The 14126-nt window shown below is 61.5% G+C and carries 16 protein-coding genes and 1 pseudogene; 9 read left to right on the top strand and 8 right to left on the bottom strand.

The genetic code is table 11. The features are described from left to right. Positions 1–149: 149 nt before the first annotated feature. Positions 150–451 (bottom strand): annotated as a pseudogene (locus tag SCLO_RS21255) (ribbon-helix-helix domain-containing protein). Between the two features lie 132 nt (positions 452–583). On the opposite strand from SCLO_RS21255, the gene SCLO_RS21250 reads away from it, so the two are divergent. Both SCLO_RS21250 and SCLO_RS21245 read left to right on the top strand, forming a co-directional pair. Next, entirely contained in the window at positions 584–1258 is a 675-nt protein-coding gene (locus tag SCLO_RS21250; RefSeq protein WP_020818478.1) for a type IV toxin-antitoxin system AbiEi family antitoxin domain-containing protein, read from the top strand. Continuing rightward, the gene (locus tag SCLO_RS21245; protein WP_020818479.1) at positions 1251–2114 is read left to right on the top strand and encodes a nucleotidyl transferase AbiEii/AbiGii toxin family protein; all 864 of its coding nucleotides are present in this window, start codon (positions 1251–1253) and stop codon (positions 2112–2114) included. The genes SCLO_RS21250 and SCLO_RS21245 overlap by 8 nt, the downstream gene beginning before the upstream one ends. 20 nt (positions 2115–2134) lie before the next feature. On the opposite strand, the gene SCLO_RS21240 is transcribed toward SCLO_RS21245, so the two are convergent. Next, positions 2135–2734: a hypothetical protein gene (locus tag SCLO_RS21240; RefSeq protein WP_020818480.1), complete on the bottom strand. Its 600-nt coding sequence runs from the start codon at positions 2732–2734 to the stop codon at positions 2135–2137. A gap of 172 nt (positions 2735–2906) precedes the next feature. Here SCLO_RS21240 and SCLO_RS21235 point away from each other — a divergent pair, with 172 nt between their 5' ends. The 3 genes from SCLO_RS21235 (at position 2907) to SCLO_RS21225 (ending at position 5212) form a co-directional block, all read left to right on the top strand. Beyond that, the gene (locus SCLO_RS21235; protein WP_021223061.1) at positions 2907–3833 is read left to right on the top strand and encodes a hypothetical protein; all 927 of its coding nucleotides are present in this window, start codon (positions 2907–2909) and stop codon (positions 3831–3833) included. A gap of 282 nt (positions 3834–4115) precedes the next feature. After that, positions 4116–4589, top strand: coding sequence for an Hsp20 family protein (locus SCLO_RS21230; RefSeq protein ID WP_020818482.1), 474 nt, complete (start codon positions 4116–4118; stop codon positions 4587–4589). 104 nt (positions 4590–4693) lie between these two features. Then, a complete protein-coding gene (locus SCLO_RS21225; protein ID WP_025160432.1) occupies positions 4694–5212 on the top strand; it encodes an Hsp20/alpha crystallin family protein in 519 nt (172 codons plus the stop codon). Positions 5213–5335: 123 nt separating this feature from the next. Here the strand turns inward: SCLO_RS21225 and SCLO_RS21220 are convergent, their stop codons facing one another. Genes SCLO_RS21220 through SCLO_RS24075 form a run of 3 tightly spaced genes read right to left on the bottom strand, consistent with a single transcriptional unit; the run spans position 5336 to position 6218 of the window. After that, complete coding sequence (locus SCLO_RS21220) at positions 5336–5707, bottom strand: hypothetical protein (protein ID WP_223308157.1); 372 nt, start codon at positions 5705–5707, stop codon at positions 5336–5338. 8 nt (positions 5708–5715) lie between these two features. Next, positions 5716–5985 (bottom strand): usg protein, encoded by a 270-nt coding sequence (locus tag SCLO_RS21215; RefSeq protein ID WP_020818485.1) that lies wholly within the window; start codon positions 5983–5985, stop codon positions 5716–5718. Beyond that, complete coding sequence (locus SCLO_RS24075) at positions 5982–6218, bottom strand: hypothetical protein (RefSeq protein ID WP_021224284.1); 237 nt, start codon at positions 6216–6218, stop codon at positions 5982–5984. The genes SCLO_RS21215 and SCLO_RS24075 overlap by 4 nt, the downstream gene beginning before the upstream one ends. Before the next feature lie 272 nt (positions 6219–6490). Between SCLO_RS24075 and groES the strand changes: the two genes are divergently transcribed. The 3 genes from groES (at position 6491) to SCLO_RS21195 (ending at position 9026) form a co-directional block, all read left to right on the top strand. Further along, positions 6491–6805 (top strand): co-chaperone GroES, encoded by a 315-nt coding sequence (gene groES, locus SCLO_RS21205; protein WP_037485676.1) that lies wholly within the window; start codon positions 6491–6493, stop codon positions 6803–6805. A gap of 56 nt (positions 6806–6861) precedes the next feature. After that, positions 6862–8481 (top strand): chaperonin GroEL, encoded by a 1620-nt coding sequence (groL, locus tag SCLO_RS21200; protein ID WP_020818487.1) that lies wholly within the window; start codon positions 6862–6864, stop codon positions 8479–8481. A 158-nt stretch (positions 8482–8639) separates the two neighbouring features. Continuing rightward, complete coding sequence (locus SCLO_RS21195) at positions 8640–9026, top strand: SpoIIAA family protein (protein ID WP_020818488.1); 387 nt, start codon at positions 8640–8642, stop codon at positions 9024–9026. A 46-nt stretch (positions 9027–9072) separates the two neighbouring features. Here the strand turns inward: SCLO_RS21195 and SCLO_RS21190 are convergent, their stop codons facing one another. Continuing rightward, on the bottom strand, positions 9073–9537 hold the full coding sequence (locus tag SCLO_RS21190; protein WP_020818489.1) for a hypothetical protein: 465 nt from the start codon (positions 9535–9537) through the stop codon (positions 9073–9075). Between the two features lie 99 nt (positions 9538–9636). Between SCLO_RS21190 and SCLO_RS21185 the strand changes: the two genes are divergently transcribed. Then, positions 9637–9843, top strand: a complete 207-nt coding sequence (locus tag SCLO_RS21185; RefSeq protein WP_020818490.1) for a hypothetical protein — start codon at positions 9637–9639, stop codon at positions 9841–9843. Positions 9844–9849: 6 nt separating this feature from the next. Here the strand turns inward: SCLO_RS21185 and SCLO_RS21180 are convergent, their stop codons facing one another. Beyond that, positions 9850–12651, bottom strand: a complete 2802-nt coding sequence (locus SCLO_RS21180) for a conjugal transfer protein TraG N-terminal domain-containing protein (RefSeq protein ID WP_020818491.1) — start codon at positions 12649–12651, stop codon at positions 9850–9852. Between the two features lie 16 nt (positions 12652–12667). Further along, complete coding sequence (locus tag SCLO_RS21175) at positions 12668–14059, bottom strand: conjugal transfer protein TraH (protein WP_021223064.1); 1392 nt, start codon at positions 14057–14059, stop codon at positions 12668–12670. Between the last annotated feature and the right edge of the window lie 67 nt (positions 14060–14126).

Here is a 14126-nt window from a genome sequence, read left to right as displayed (position 1 = left end):
GAGCGCGATATCGACGCGCGTGCAGGACGGTCACGATGCCCGACGGATCCATCCGACAGAAACGCCAAAAGACATAGTGATGCTCATGGCGGCCGAAAAAGCCCTCGACCCCGAATTCTGCCGGAATGGCGCGCCATCGCGTTTCGCGCCTAGCGATCCGATCGAAGCAGTCGAAGAGGCCGCGAATGTAGGCATCCGCCTTGGGCCTCGCCCCAGCGGTCGCGTACAGGCATAAATTTCGCCCAGCCGCCCTCCGGCGCATTGAATGCCTGCGTAAGCTCTGCCTTGAGGCGACCAAACTGCTCGGCTTGAGCCGTTCCTTGTCCCGGCGGATGAGGTCGCGGACATATTCGCTGACATTTTCGTAGGAGCCTTCGGCGCCGACATGTGCCATGACGAAATCGCCTAGTGCGCCCCTGATCCGAACATTGAGCGTAACAGGCTTGCTCATGGCGATAACCTCCTGTTTGATATTCTGGACAGGATCAAGGGCAGACTAAGCAATGCTGGGTGCCTCCGCTGCTTCCCGCCCTTCGTCAGAAAATTCTGGAAACTTTCATACATTGGAAGTATCGGGAATTTCATGTCCTCCCTGGCGCAACAGATCACGGCAGCGGGTCTGGCCGATCATATCCTCAGCGAACGCCAGCTCGGCAATCTGCTGGGCGGCGGAGACGCCCGGCGCTACGGCCTGGTCAATCGGGCGCTCAAGGATGGTTCCCTGCTCCGCGTGAAGCGCGGCACCTACCTGCTGGCTAAGCGCTATCGGGCCGAAACCATCCATCCCTTCGCCATTGCGCAAGGTCTGATGCCGGGTAGCTATGTCTCTTTCGAAAGCGCGCTCGCCCATCATGGCTGGATCCCCGAAGCGGTCTTTGTGACCGCGGGAGTGACGCCTGGCCGCAAAACGCTCCGCTTTGAAACGACAGACTTCGGCACGTTCAGCTTTCATCCGCTCGCTATCGCGGATTATCAGTTCCTGGCCGGCGTCGATCGCGTGCAGATGGGCAAGCTCATCGCCTTCGTCGCACAGCCGCTGCGGGCCTTGTTGGACCTCGTTGCCCTGCGCAAGCAGCAGTGGGCGGGCATCGAGTGGCTGACCCATGGCATGCGGATCGACGAGGACATGCTCCTCGGGCTCCGACGGAAGGATTTCGCCAAGCTGAAACCGGTCTACAAGCACAAGGCCGTGAACAGCTTCCTCGCCGCGCTCGAAAGCACTGTCATGGCCAGGAAGGTCCGCTCAGCACATGATTGACATCATCCAGGAGAAACTGCGCCGCTACGATCCCGCCAATGCGCTAGAGGAAGAGAATGCGGTCAAGGAAATCCTCCAGGAAATCGCGCTCTATGCCCTTTGGCGCGGCGACTTCTTCGACGTCGCGCTATTCCAGGGCGGCACGTCCCTGCGCATCCTGAACAGCCTACCGCGCTTCTCGGAAGATCTCGACTTCCTGCTGCGCCAGGCCGACCCAGACTTCGACTGGACGCCTTATCTCAAGACCCTGATCGAGGTGTTCGGCCAGTTCGGGCTGAAGCTCGATGCTCTGCCCAGGGCGAAGATGGACACGGCTATCCGCCAGGCGCTGATCAAGAACGATTCCATCGCGAGCCAACTCGACCTGTCTTTTGCGGGCGCTGGTAAGCCAAAGACGATCCGGATCAAGCTAGAGATCGACGTCAACCCACCTGCGGGTTCGGGCGAGGCGTCCAGCTATCTCGATTTTCCAGCGGACCACGAAGTTCGGCACCAGGATCTGCCGTCCAATTTCGCTCTCAAGATTCATGCCTTGCTATGCCGGGGTTTCCTCAAGGGTCGGGACTGGTTCGATTTCTCCTGGTATGTCGCCAAGGGAGTAACGCTCAATCTGGCCCTCCTGCGCAATGCCCTCATCCAGGCCGGTCCCTGGGCGGGAGATAATCACATCGCCGTCGACATGCCCTGGCTGAACGAAGCGCTGGGCAGCACGATTGCGAAGATCGACTGGAAGGCCGCCGCTGACGACGTGCGGCGTTTCCTGCGGCCGGCCGAACTCAGGTCGCTTGATCTGTGGAGTGAGCGCTTTTTCCTCGCCAAACTGGAAAAACTGACGTCGACTTCTGGTCACGCTTGAGCGGCAAACCTCCAGCGCTATCATGACACCGCCGCGCGAGGCTGGCCGTGCATTCCGCGAATGTAGAAGTCTCGCTGATGCTCACTCGTGGCGACGTTGGGATGCAGCGCGGCCCGGACGGCGGGCGTTATCGTATAGACCGCATGTCGCTGCGCCCCGCGGTTCTCATGATCCACCAGGAAACCCTGATAGTGGCGTTCGATAAGACCCGCCCGCACCAGCTCGGACACGGCCCGGCTGATCGCCGTCATGCCCGTATCCCGAATGCGCTCGCTGACTTGCGCTTCCACGATCCGTTCAGCTTCAGCCGTGTCGGCCGGCAGCTCGCCCTTCGCGGCGAGCGCCGCCCGCACCTTGCCGGCGGTCGCGCGACGCTGATGGTACCGCGCCCCGCTCGGCGCGATCGCGGTCGCCAGCCATTCACGGATCGGTACCAGAGCCTCGCCATCGCGCACGAGCGGCCCGGCCTGCCCATTCGCCCGGGCGACCCGCGAAATAAGGTCGAGCACCATGAAGGTGTAGCGCGGACGCGCTGAATGTTCGGCGATCGTGCGGACGATATCGGGTATTCCGATTGTCCGGCGGGCGGGCGGAGGTGCGAAAAGGTCCTGCTGAAACATGGAACGAATCAAGCACAAAGTTAGACTCATGTGAATCCCCCAATTACTCACAAAGACGGTCATTTGGCGATTTTGCCACCAGTGTCACTTTACCGCTGGGCAAGGTAAAGTGACGTAGTTGTCATTGTTCGGCGCTTCCCTCTCTCACGCGCGGATGAAGCTGTGCTAGAGCGTGGCGATGGATCTGGACCAGTTTCGCTCCTCCGCTGCCTCCATAGCCGCGCCGGTCGCTCGCCCATTGTTCCGGCTCACAACGGATCTCGACCTGCCGCCGCTGCCCGGGCATGCGGCCGCATCCTCGCGCCACTCCATGGCGAACCTGCTGGAGGAACTCATCGACGCTGCGGGCTGCAATGAAATTCCAGCCCCCGCCCGCGCACCCGATCAGCCCTCTATCGTTGACCTGTTCGGAGCGTTGAAGACGGCCGCTGCCGGCTTCGAAGTGGCTCCCGGCGTGGGCCTTGCCGAACACTTCTGGACGCACCCGGTCGCTCTACATAATGGCGAGGCCGCCGCCTCCCTTCTGCGCACCGCACGCAACGGGCATTCCATACACGGTTTCGCCGTCCTCTATGCCACCGATGTCCGGCCGCCATTGCTCTATGGCCCCAATATGTCGCCGCTGCGTGTGACAGGAACGATCGGCACCGAAAGCGACATCGAGGGTCCTTACCTCGCGCTCGTTGCCTTCGAAGGCGAGCCGGACGGTCGCGCCGCAGCGATCGAAGCGTACGCAGCCCCGATCTTCCATGCTCGACGGTTCATCCTCGTTCGTTCGGAACTCGATCGGGATGTGCTCCGCGCTCTCGAGCATCTTCAAGCGGCGCTGGATGCCCACGGCGTCGAATGTGCGATCCACCGCGTCCGACCGGGTGCAGACGACGAACGAACCCTGATTGAATTGGTCATCTCGAACGCGGTAGGTGGCCGGCGCATGCGGCTGGCGATCGATGCGACGCGTGAGGCCACGCGGTGCCAGGCCGAGCGTACATCTCCCGGGTTCGTGGTAACGCACCGGAACTGGAGGGACGGCAGCTTCATCGCTTGGCTCGCGCAAACGGTAATAGCTGACGGTCGAACAATCCCCGCAATTGCATAACCAGGCCCATCGCGAGAGGCAGGCTCGCGTCACTATCCTCGCTACCCCATCGCGATGCGGTTCCGTCTCCGCCTGCAGCGGGTTCAATATCCGCTTTTTCGTGGAAGCCAGCGCGGTTCGATCAGAGGTACCGCCAACGTGCGATCAGGCTCTTGAATCGAACTTTGGCCTCACTAGCTCTGCAATACCGGACGCCATCCGGGTCCGGATGGACATAGAGGGCGTCGGCTCTCGCATACCGACGCTTCTCATGCCCAAATTGCTTCGTTGGAGGATTTGGAAATGAGAACCAACTTCGACTTTACGCCGTACAGGCGATCAACGGTCGGCTTTGACCGTCTTTTCAACCTGCTTGAGGCGGGAGCACGCGAGGACGACGGCTATCCGCTCTTCGATATTGTGAAGCTTGGCGATGACAGCTTCCGCATCACCTTGGCGATCGCAGGGTTCAGACCCGACGACATCGAGATCGTGGCGCAGCAGAACCAGCTCACCGTGACCGGCAAGCGCGCCGATGATGCGGACAAGGGAGAGTATCTCCACCGAGGCATCGCGTCTCGATCGTTCGAGCGACGCTTCCAGCTTGCCGACTTCATCGAGGTCGGAGCGGCGAGCTTCGAACATGGACTGCTCTCGATCGAACTCCGGCGTGTCGTTCCTGAAGCAATGAAGCCGCGCCGAATCGAAATCGGCGGCGGAGCCCCGGACGGTCGCCAAATCGGCGAGGCGAAGGAGAAGGCGAGCGAAGTTGCCTGATCCCGCCGCCGGCCTGCCGGCGCCGCTTTCGTCCCTCCCGCCAGCGGCGGCCGGCAGGTGCCGGCAGGTATCGACAGGATCCAGCCAGAAAGGAGATGCTTATCATGGCTTTTCGTGATCTCATTCCCTGGAGCCGGCAGGAAAACCGGCTGCCTGTCTCGGTCAGCGCCGAACAGGACCGGGACACTCATCCGCTGCAATCGCTTCACCGCGAGGTGAACCGTCTCTTCGACGACGTCTTGCGTGGCTTCAACATGCCCGCCTTTGCCGGGTTTGATCGGCGCGCCGGCTGGCCTCACCTAGAGCTCGGCGAGACGGACAAGGAAATCCGTGTAACGGCCGAACTTCCCGGCCTGGATGAGAAGAATGTGGAGGTGCTGGTCGAGGACGGCGCGCTCACTCTTCGCGGCGAGAAGAAGGCCGAGGTCGAGGACAAGGACCGCGGCTATTCTGAACGAAGCTATGGCCGCTTCGAACGTCGGATCAGCCTTCCGAACGGTGTCGAACACGACAGGGCGAGCGCAACGTTCAAGAACGGCGTCCTGACTGTGACAGTGCCACGCTCCGATAAGCCCGACGAGAGTGTGCGCCGAATTCCGATCAATGGCGGTGCGGCGTCATGAGATAGGCCGGGGGCGCTCTGCTCCCGGCCACCGGCGCTCCGAAGCTCCTGCCCCGGAATTTCAGGAAGCACCATGAGCCAATTTCTCGATTAGCGGGCGGAAACGGGTCTGGTTACCAGACCGTCACCTGGCTTCACGGTCCTGGCGGTGCGCTGCCAGGTCGAGGGCGGTGAGAACACGGTCGATCACTGCTGCTTTGCTCGCGGCCTTTGGAAGTTCGCGAACGGCGAATTGCTGCATCTTCGTCAGATCGTCTCTGGGAATGCTAATCTCGATCGGTAGCATGCCCAACCGTTCGGGATCGACACCCTGTGCGGCTCGGCCCGATGCAAGCAGATGATCGAGCAGCCGCTTACGATCGGCAAAAGTCCAGCGCAGCGCCTCGAGCTCCTGCGGACTGATGGATAGCAACGCGATCGCGAACTCCATGATATCGTCGAACGGCAGGCGCACGCGCGCACCATCCTTGCGGCCGCGTCGCATCCGCTTGAACACCCCTTGATTCACTGAATCGAAATCACGCCGTCGACGGCGTTCCATTCCGTAGGGCGTATCAGCCCTTCATGGGCTATGCGCACAGAATGGAGCGCCGCCTCGATCTCGCGACGCCAGTGGTCGAGAAAATCGAACAGCACGGGAAAGTCTGGAGCGAGATCATATTCCTGCCAGACGAATAGCTGGAGAAGCGAAGGCGCGTCCGGACGATAATAGTGGATTTCCGCAGTCGTCAGGCCATAGCCGCGCAGCTGCGCAATAAATCCCCGGTCGATCACGGCGACGGCTGCGGCCGCTCATGGCCCTGATCAAGCGTGTGCATCGCCGCAAGAATTTCGTCGACTGGGATGGGACGCCTTGCTCCAGGGGGCTTGCGCAAGCCAGGCTGGTTTCTGACCGCGGACCTGTCGGACGCCCAGGACGCCAGAATTGCGCGCTTCACTTCCGGTTCCAGGCTCGGATGCCGGGCAACTTCAAAGGGATGAAGAAAACGGGAAAATGGTTGCGACATTGCTGTGCCTCCTTTCCTTCTCGTCGCTCCATTGTTGTTCGTGGCGCCACGTCCACCGCTGCAAATCTTGGTGCGCGCGTGAGTCGCGTCAAGAGGGCATTCGCGATGACCAAGGCACTGAAATCAGGGCAATTGGCACTCACTCGCGCAGAGTGCCAATATTTTTCGTTGCACCCCTTGAACGGAAAAATCTCCTTTCCTAGCTTCGGAAAGCCTGTCGTTCAGATGAACGAGAGGGCCATCACATATTGTTTTGCATCCGGAGGTTATGCATGCATTTCCGCCCCTTGCACGACCGTGTGGTCGTCCGCCGCATTGAAGCCGAGGAAAAAACCTCGGGCGGCATCATCATCCCCGACACCGCCAAGGAAAAGCCGCAGGAAGGCGAAGTCGTCGCCGTCGGTCCCGGCGCGCGCGATGACAACGGCAATCTCATCGAACTCGCCGTGAAAGCCGGCGACCGGGTCCTTTTCGGCAAATGGTCGGGGACCGAGGTCAAGATCGACGGCGAGGACCTGCTCATCATGAAGGAAAGCGACATCCTCGGCGTGATCGACAATGTCGTCCCGCTCAAGCAGGCGGCCTAGCAGGACCGCCATTCCTCAAGCATTCAGGAAGGAACAAGGAAAGGAGTTAAGCCAAGATGGCTGCCAAGGAAGTGAAATTTGCGTCGGACGCGCGTGATCGCATGCTGCGCGGCGTGGATACGCTTGCGAATGCAGTAAAGGTCACGCTCGGTCCCAAGGGCCGCAATGTCGTGATCGAGAAGAGCTTCGGCGCTCCGCGCATTACCAAGGACGGCGTCACCGTCGCCAAGGAGATCGAGCTCAAGGACAAGTTCGAGAACATGGGCGCGCAGATGCTGCGCGAAGTGGCCTCGAAGCAGAACGACAAGGCGGGTGACGGAACCACCACGGCCACTGTGCTCGCCCAGTCGATCGTGCGCGAGGGCTCGAAGGCGGTGGCCGCCGGCATGAACCCGATGGACCTGAAGCGCGGCATCGATCTGGCGGTCGGCGCCGTGGTCCAGGATCTCGCTGCGCATGCCAAGAAGGTCAGCGCCAACAGCGAGATCGCCCAGGTCGCCACCATATCGGCCAATGGCGATGCTGAAGTCGGCCGCATTCTCGCTGAAGCCATGGAGAAGGTCGGCAATGAGGGCGTCATCACAGTCGAGGAGGCGAAGAGCCTCGCGACCGAGCTCGAAACGGTCGAGGGCATGCAGTTCGATCGCGGCTATCTCTCGCCCTATTTCGTGACCAACGCCGAGAAGCTCAAGGTCGAGCTCGAGGACCCCTATATTCTCATCCACGAGAAGAAGCTGTCCAACCTGCAGGCCCTCATTCCGCTGCTGGAGCAGGTGGTTCAGTCGGGCCGGCCGCTTCTCATTATCGCCGAGGACGTCGAAGGCGAGGCGCTGGCCACGCTCGTCGTCAACAAGCTCCGCGGTGGGCTCAAGGTCGCGGCCGTCAAGGCGCCTGGCTTCGGCGATCGCCGCAAAGCGATGCTCGAGGATATCGCAATCCTCACCGCCGGCAATGTGGTCAGCGAGGAACTCGGCACGAAGCTGGAAAACGTAACGCTGGGGATGCTCGGCCGCGCCAAGAAGATCATCATCGACAAGGACAACACCACCGTCGTCGATGGCGCAGGCGCACGCTCGGACATCGATGCCCGGGTCGCGCAGATCCGTGCTCAGATCGAGACCACGACCAGCGACTATGACCGCGAAAAGCTGCAGGAGCGCGTAGCCAAGCTAGCAGGCGGCGTCGCGGTCATTCGCGTCGGCGGTGCGACCGAAGTCGAGGTCAAGGAAAAGAAGGATCGTGTCGATGACGCGCTCCACGCCACTCGCGCCGCGGTCGAGGAAGGCATCCTGCCGGGCGGCGGCATCGCTCTGCTCCGCGCGCTGAAGGCACTCGACGGTCTCAAGGCGGCCAACGACGACCAGCAGTCCGGCATCGACATCGTCAGGCGGGCTCTGCGCTCGCCGGCGCGGCAGATCGCCGACAATGCGGGCGAGGACGGCGCCTTCATCGTGGGCAAGCTTCTGGAAAGCAGCGACTACAACTGGGGCTTCAACGCCGCCACCGGCGAATATGAAGACCTGGTGAAGTCGGGCGTCATCGATCCGGCCAAGGTCGTGCGTACCGCCCTCCAGGACGCCGCCTCGGTCGCCTCGCTGCTCATCACTACCGAGGCGCTCGTGGCCGAGCTTCCAAAGGAAGATAAGGCCGCGCCGATGCCGGCGATGGATTACTGACCTCCTGGGCGGGAGGGCATGGCCTTCCCGCCCTTGCTCGCACATCTCTCGAATGCAAGCGGGCCTGCTACATCGACTATCTCCCATTTCTGACCGGACCGGAATCAGGGTAGCTTCGGTCGAGAAATTTCGTAGGATGGTGCTGGCAGGAGATCAGAATGCACGAGTTTATCGACAGTTCGGACGACGTGCTCGCCCTCGCAGTCTCAGGCAAGATCACCGGCTCGGATCTTGACGCGATCATGACCCGATTGGACAGCGCGATGGCGCGACACGAAAAGGTGCATATGTTCGTTGAGACGCGGACGATCGACGGCATCGAATTGTCGGGCTTGCCCGCTTACACCGCCCGGGCAATGCCCCTCTTCGGGAAGCTCAACCGCTTCGGACGCGTTGCCATCGTTGCAGATCAGGCCTGGATTCGCTTGGCCAGCCGCCTTGAAAGCGCAATTCTCCCGTTCATCAGCTACCGCGTGTTCGAGCCCGATCAGCGCGCCGAGGCACTCGCCTGGGTTGACCCTGCGAAGACGCAAAGCGGGGCCTGAACACGAGCTGCAGCACTGAGATCGGCCGCTTGGTCCACGATCCCTGCTATCTTGACGCGGGGCGATCAAGCACCGGACATCCCCTCGCAGCCTCGCGATGGATCGCGGCAACCATGGCATTTTGGCGGTCGCTTCTCTCCCGCTGAAAGCGGTCAACCGCCGCTTGCCGCGCCCGAGCCTCATCAACTGTGAGATCCGTCTTTCCCAGATCCGGCAATTCGCTTCCGGCTTTCGCGCTCTGCGCGCGATACCATTGAACGAATTCCTGGGTGAGCTCGGGCGAAAACGCCCCGCCGTGCCGCTCGGCATAAGCAGCCTCCGCTTCGATCGCAGAGGCCATATCCCGGAGTTTCATCGCCGCCGCCTGTGCCTTGGCGGCGCACTCCCGTGGTGGCAGCGCACTCTCCTTTGCCGTCGCAAGGCCACCTTGGGCCAGGAGGGCGCTACCGGCAATGACAACTGCCATCCATTTCATCTCGAACCCCCTCCGCGCAACCTTGCGTTTGACCATTCCTAATCGGGCAAAGCGGCGCGCCGTATGGCCGTTCGGACAGTGCCGCCCCTTGTGAACAAAGATTGAACATGCTAGTGAACTTCCTGGGAGTTCACCATGCGAACCGTGAAATTCGACATCGAAACCTATAATAGGACCAAGGCTTCGGGCACGCCGGTCTGCACGCATGTTGACGAGGAATATTGCGAAATAGGGACGGCTGTCGATCACGATGGCAATCCTACGCTCGGCGGTCGCATCGGCTATGCATTGGCCTATCTGCTCATGGCTGGCTGCGTCGGCTATTTCGTCCTGTTCGTCTAAAGCTCCTCATTCTCGCAGCTTGGGATCATGGAAGAAGCCATGGTCCCTGCCCCGGTTTACCTCGCTTTGAACATCGACCGCGCCTTGGATGCGTTGACCGCGCATGGATTGGGCAGCCTCACGCGTCAGGTCGATATCCGCCCTGCCCTCTTCGATTATGTCCGCTGCCGTCGATGACTGGCCGCCTCCGGGACCGGCCGGCACTCCGGCTAGCCCGCGAGGCTGGTAGGCCGCCCGAACGTCGGCAGCGCTATCGACGGAGGGATGGTGCACATCGACGAGATCGGGCGCATGGAGCCTGCCCTCGATCTCGGACCGGATCGACGCCTGCTTTTCGTCCATCCAGCGCGTGATCATCTCCTGCCGAACCGCTCGCTGCTGATCGGTCAAGTCGGTCGCCCAGAGCTCCGGCGCGTCGAGCCCCGGATTTGCGACCTGCTGGTGGCGATACCATTGGGCGAGATCCTGACTCAGGTTCTCGCTCAATTGCATTCCATGCGTCTCCGCATAGCTCGCGTCGCGCGAGAGCTGCTGCGACAGCTCATCGAGCCGTCGCGCGGTTTCCGAATAGGATTTCGCCAGAGCCAGGGAATCTTCGGTGCTGACCGACGACGAATCCGTCCTTGAGCCACGGGCGAAGACACCGCTCCGAGCATAGGTGCCTTCCGACGTCGAAGCGCCGCTACCGTTCGCATGCTCGTCACGAACCCCGCTTGACGAGGTGTTGCCGCTCTCACTGCTCCGAGAATCGTCCGTCGTCCAATTCATGGTGTCCATCTGGCTACCCGACTTGGACACATTGATTCCGAGCCCCGGCAGCCCGCGCCCACCCGAGCCTCCGTTGCCGCCACCGCGGCGGCCGCCAAGGCCGGCCGAAAGTGCTCCACCGATCTGATCGGATATCTGCGCTTGGCGATCGTGCCGCCCCGAAACGCGCTCGCTTTGCGAAATCGTCGATCGCTCTTCCAGGCCCTGGGTACTGCTGCCCGTGCGCCGATCGAACTGCTCTACAGAGGCATTCGCCTGATTGCCGCTGCTCGATTCCCAACCCCGCGTATGCTCGGTTGAGCTTCCGAACGTGCTGCGGTTCGCATGGGTCGCGGTCAGAATCTCGTTGGCGGCATTCTCATAGGCACGCGCCTGGCGATGCGCCTCGCTGGCCATTTCGCGCCATTCAGCGACCGATCCCGATGTCATCGTCGGCGTGAACCCAAGGCGCGAGATGGCCGCGGATGTATCATATACCTCCTGGCCGTTGCCGAACCCCGTCACCATGGCGCCATTGTCCTGACGCCACCCGAAGCTGGCGCCGCCGCCCATATAGGTGGGCGCCGTCGACCATTGATCGGCCTGCCGCATGTTCGACGTGGCATTCGCCCAGCTCACGTTGCCATACGAATAGTTGCCGGTCGTCTGTTCCAGCGCCGCCGCTTCCGCAGCGTTCTGCGCCGGCGCGAGCATGGACATGGAATGCCCGGCAATCGACATCGCGCCGCGCGCGAGGCCTGCCGCGAGAAAGGGCACGCTCATAAGCATGAAGCCAGCGATCGTGGCGGTCTCGCCATTCACCGCCCCGATCCCCGCATAGCTTGCGAGCGTAACGCCGCCTTCCGCGACGCCTGTCGCTGCCGACGTCGCCCGCGTCATGCAGATCATGTGAAGGATGACGTAAAGCGGCCCCCATGCGGCGAGATAGAAGAACCCTGTCACATAGCCCTTCAGCGTCGAGACGCCCGTCTGAGGCATCAGGAAGAGCGGGAAAACGACCGGGAACATGGCGAAGAAGACCACCGTCAGCACGATGTTCAAAATCGGAACCCATGCCATCGCCTGCTGAGCGATCGAATTATAGGTGTTGCGCGCCTGAATGTCGGCACGGGTCTGCGCGAAGGTGTCGATCTCTGCGGCGCCCGTCCCGCCGGACATCGAATTTCGGGCCTGCATGAAAGCATTGATTGCTGTGTTCTGGCGCATCACCTCAGCAAAGTTGTTGCTCGTGCCCGTGAAGGCCGCACTGACGATGGGAACGTCGTGTTTGAGCTTGTCCGCCGCCAGAGCGTTGCTGAGCTTGGGATAGACCTCCTTGCCCCAAAGAGGCGCGTTGGCCTCGATCATTGGACCCCATTGCGCGTCGAGCGCCTGGTACGCCTGCCGGCAAGTGATGATGAAGCTGTTAACCGTTCCGTCACCTTGTCGCTCAAGCCATTGCTGCGATCGGGCTTCCGAGCCCGGCCCGACCGCAGCCCAGAGATCGGGCGCCTTCGCAAGATTGGTCAGCGACTTCTGATAAAGCATCACATCGCCGAACAGGCAGTTCTTGAAATGGTTTTCGAGGTTGGTCGAGAACTCCGCATCGCGAATGATGAAGTTGCGCGTCGCATCGAACAGTCGCGCGCCATACACCATGCCGTTCGTCGAGTAGTTGAGCTCGCTCGGCATGACGAAGACGGTCTCGGCCGTCCGCGTCAGCCAATCGCCCACCTGTGTCGTGAAGCTCGCAAGCACCCCCAATCCCATCGGTACATTGTCGACCGTCGATGGCGTCAGGCCCGGGTTGATGCGATCCGTTACCTTGATGTCCACCGTCGGGACCATCAGGCAAAGATAAATGGCCGTCGCTTGCAGGAACCAGTTCAGCCACGCCTTATAGTTGAGCGTGAAGGCCACCACGAGCAGCGAATAGATGAGGCCCATGACCATGACGACGCGGATGAGCGAGCGATAGCCACCGCCTCCCGACCACGCCGCGACTGCGTTGAAGATGTTTACGAGATACTCGCCGCCACCAACCGTGAAGACCTCAAGCATCGGTCTGCCCCCGCGCCTAGTTCAGACCCTGTGCGTTGAGGCCGCGCGAAAAGTTCAGCGCGGCCGCCATACCGGGCGTCATGGAATTCTGGAGCGTCGATTCCAGCATAATGCTTCGGTTGATGATCTGCATCGTCACCTGGAGCTTGTTGTTCAGCCGGACGTCCCGTTGGCTGAATTTCGCCCGGGTAGACGCGATTTGCTGTTTCCACTGCGTCGCGGTCTCTTGATCGAAGGTCTGATAATGAACCTTCGCCTGCTCGACCCGGTCGAGCATATTGTCGAGCATCGCCGAAAGCAGGTCGACGGCGACGATCTCGGACAGCGTCTCGATCTCGCCTTCCGTCAACGCATAATGCGCATAGGCCTGAACTCCCAGGATCTTATAGATCGGAACCGTGGCGAGGTTGAGGAGCTGCTTCTCGGCGGCGTCCAGCGGAGTATCGGAGCGGATCTTGTCGCTCATCGACCTGATCATCGTGGCGATCCGCGGCCGCAGCGCGGACGAAGCGGGGACGGAGAGCGTCTGCTCCCCCACATCGTAGCAATTCTCGTCGTTGCACTTCAGTATCTTGACGGGCGGCGCGTCGGCCGTGCCATCGAGCAACGCAGTGACGACCGCTTCTTCGGCAGGTCCGAACATCACGACCTTCCCGCCCACGCTCGGATCGGTCGACGGCGTGGTCACGACCGTTCCCACCAGCGTCATGATATATTCGGAGAATGTCTTGTCGAATGCGCCGAACTTCGCCGATTTCTTAAGGGCCTCCCATGTGTAGTTATGCGGTTCTCCGACCAGCTGGTCTTTCATCGACGCGTCTGTGTTTCCCGCGATGGTCGAATCCCGCCTGTTGCCGTTGTTGCAACCCTGGCGGGCTGCCGCCCAGTCCGAGAATACGCCCTGGCTGTTGCCGACGGCTTCGCAGATCGTCGCGCGCGTGGTCTCCATCTGCGGCCAGATTCCGCCGACCAGCGCCTGCGCCGTCTCGCAGCTCGAGATGTTCATCTGATTGAGGAGCTGCGCCTTCTGGCTGAACTCGTCCATCACCTTGCCGATCTCCGGCGAAACAGAATCGATGGCGAGCTTGAAGGCAAAGCCGAGCGCATTGTTGGCGGTCGCCTTCAGCATCGCGATGATCTCGCTGGCATTGATGAAGGAGAAGCTCCCACTGAAGAGGTCGATACCTCCACATCCCGCACGCGCGCTCGGAAGCTGAAGATTGAACGGCTGGACGCTTTTCTGCGGGAAGCGGGTCCAGACATTACCCAGCGAGTAATAGCCCGCCGATTGACCCTGAAACGCCGATGGGCCGGTGACGTTCGCCGCGCCGCCCACGTCCGAAAAGAAGCTGTTCATCTCGGAGGCGACGTCGGCCCGGGCGGTCCCGGTGCACGCGAGATTGGCCATAGCCAATATTCCCGCCCAGGCAGCGGACGAGCGAAGCACACGGCCGATCAAGCCGCGACGGCGAACC

The sequence above is a fragment of the Sphingobium cloacae genome (assembly GCF_002355855.1).
Lineage (GTDB): Bacteria > Pseudomonadota > Alphaproteobacteria > Sphingomonadales > Sphingomonadaceae > Sphingobium > Sphingobium cloacae.
This window is presented reverse-complemented; position numbering and strand designations above follow the sequence as displayed.

What these genes read in the sequence shown, in the direction of transcription:
- SCLO_RS21245 (WP_020818479.1), top strand. Translation starts at nt 1,251, where the DNA reads ATGATTGACATCATCCAGGAGAAACTGCGCCGCTACGATCCCGCCAAT.
- SCLO_RS21195 (WP_020818488.1), top strand. Translation starts at nt 8,640, where the DNA reads ATGCACGAGTTTATCGACAGTTCGGACGACGTGCTCGCCCTCGCAGTC.
- SCLO_RS24075 (WP_021224284.1), bottom strand. Translation starts at nt 6,218, where the DNA reads ATGTCGCAACCATTTTCCCGTTTTCTTCATCCCTTTGAAGTTGCCCGG.
- SCLO_RS21185 (WP_020818490.1), top strand. Translation starts at nt 9,637, where the DNA reads ATGCGAACCGTGAAATTCGACATCGAAACCTATAATAGGACCAAGGCT.
- SCLO_RS21175 (WP_021223064.1), bottom strand. Translation starts at nt 14,059, where the DNA reads ATGGCCAATCTCGCGTGCACCGGGACCGCCCGGGCCGACGTCGCCTCC.
- SCLO_RS21230 (WP_020818482.1), top strand. Translation starts at nt 4,116, where the DNA reads ATGAGAACCAACTTCGACTTTACGCCGTACAGGCGATCAACGGTCGGC.
- SCLO_RS21250 (WP_020818478.1), top strand. Translation starts at nt 584, where the DNA reads ATGTCCTCCCTGGCGCAACAGATCACGGCAGCGGGTCTGGCCGATCAT.
- SCLO_RS21225 (WP_025160432.1), top strand. Translation starts at nt 4,694, where the DNA reads ATGGCTTTTCGTGATCTCATTCCCTGGAGCCGGCAGGAAAACCGGCTG.
- groL (WP_020818487.1), top strand. Translation starts at nt 6,862, where the DNA reads ATGGCTGCCAAGGAAGTGAAATTTGCGTCGGACGCGCGTGATCGCATG.
- SCLO_RS21190 (WP_020818489.1), bottom strand. Translation starts at nt 9,537, where the DNA reads ATGGTCAAACGCAAGGTTGCGCGGAGGGGGTTCGAGATGAAATGGATG.
- SCLO_RS21180 (WP_020818491.1), bottom strand. Translation starts at nt 12,651, where the DNA reads ATGCTTGAGGTCTTCACGGTTGGTGGCGGCGAGTATCTCGTAAACATC.
- groES (WP_037485676.1), top strand. Translation starts at nt 6,491, where the DNA reads ATGCATTTCCGCCCCTTGCACGACCGTGTGGTCGTCCGCCGCATTGAA.
- SCLO_RS21240 (WP_020818480.1), bottom strand. Translation starts at nt 2,734, where the DNA reads ATGTTTCAGCAGGACCTTTTCGCACCTCCGCCCGCCCGCCGGACAATC.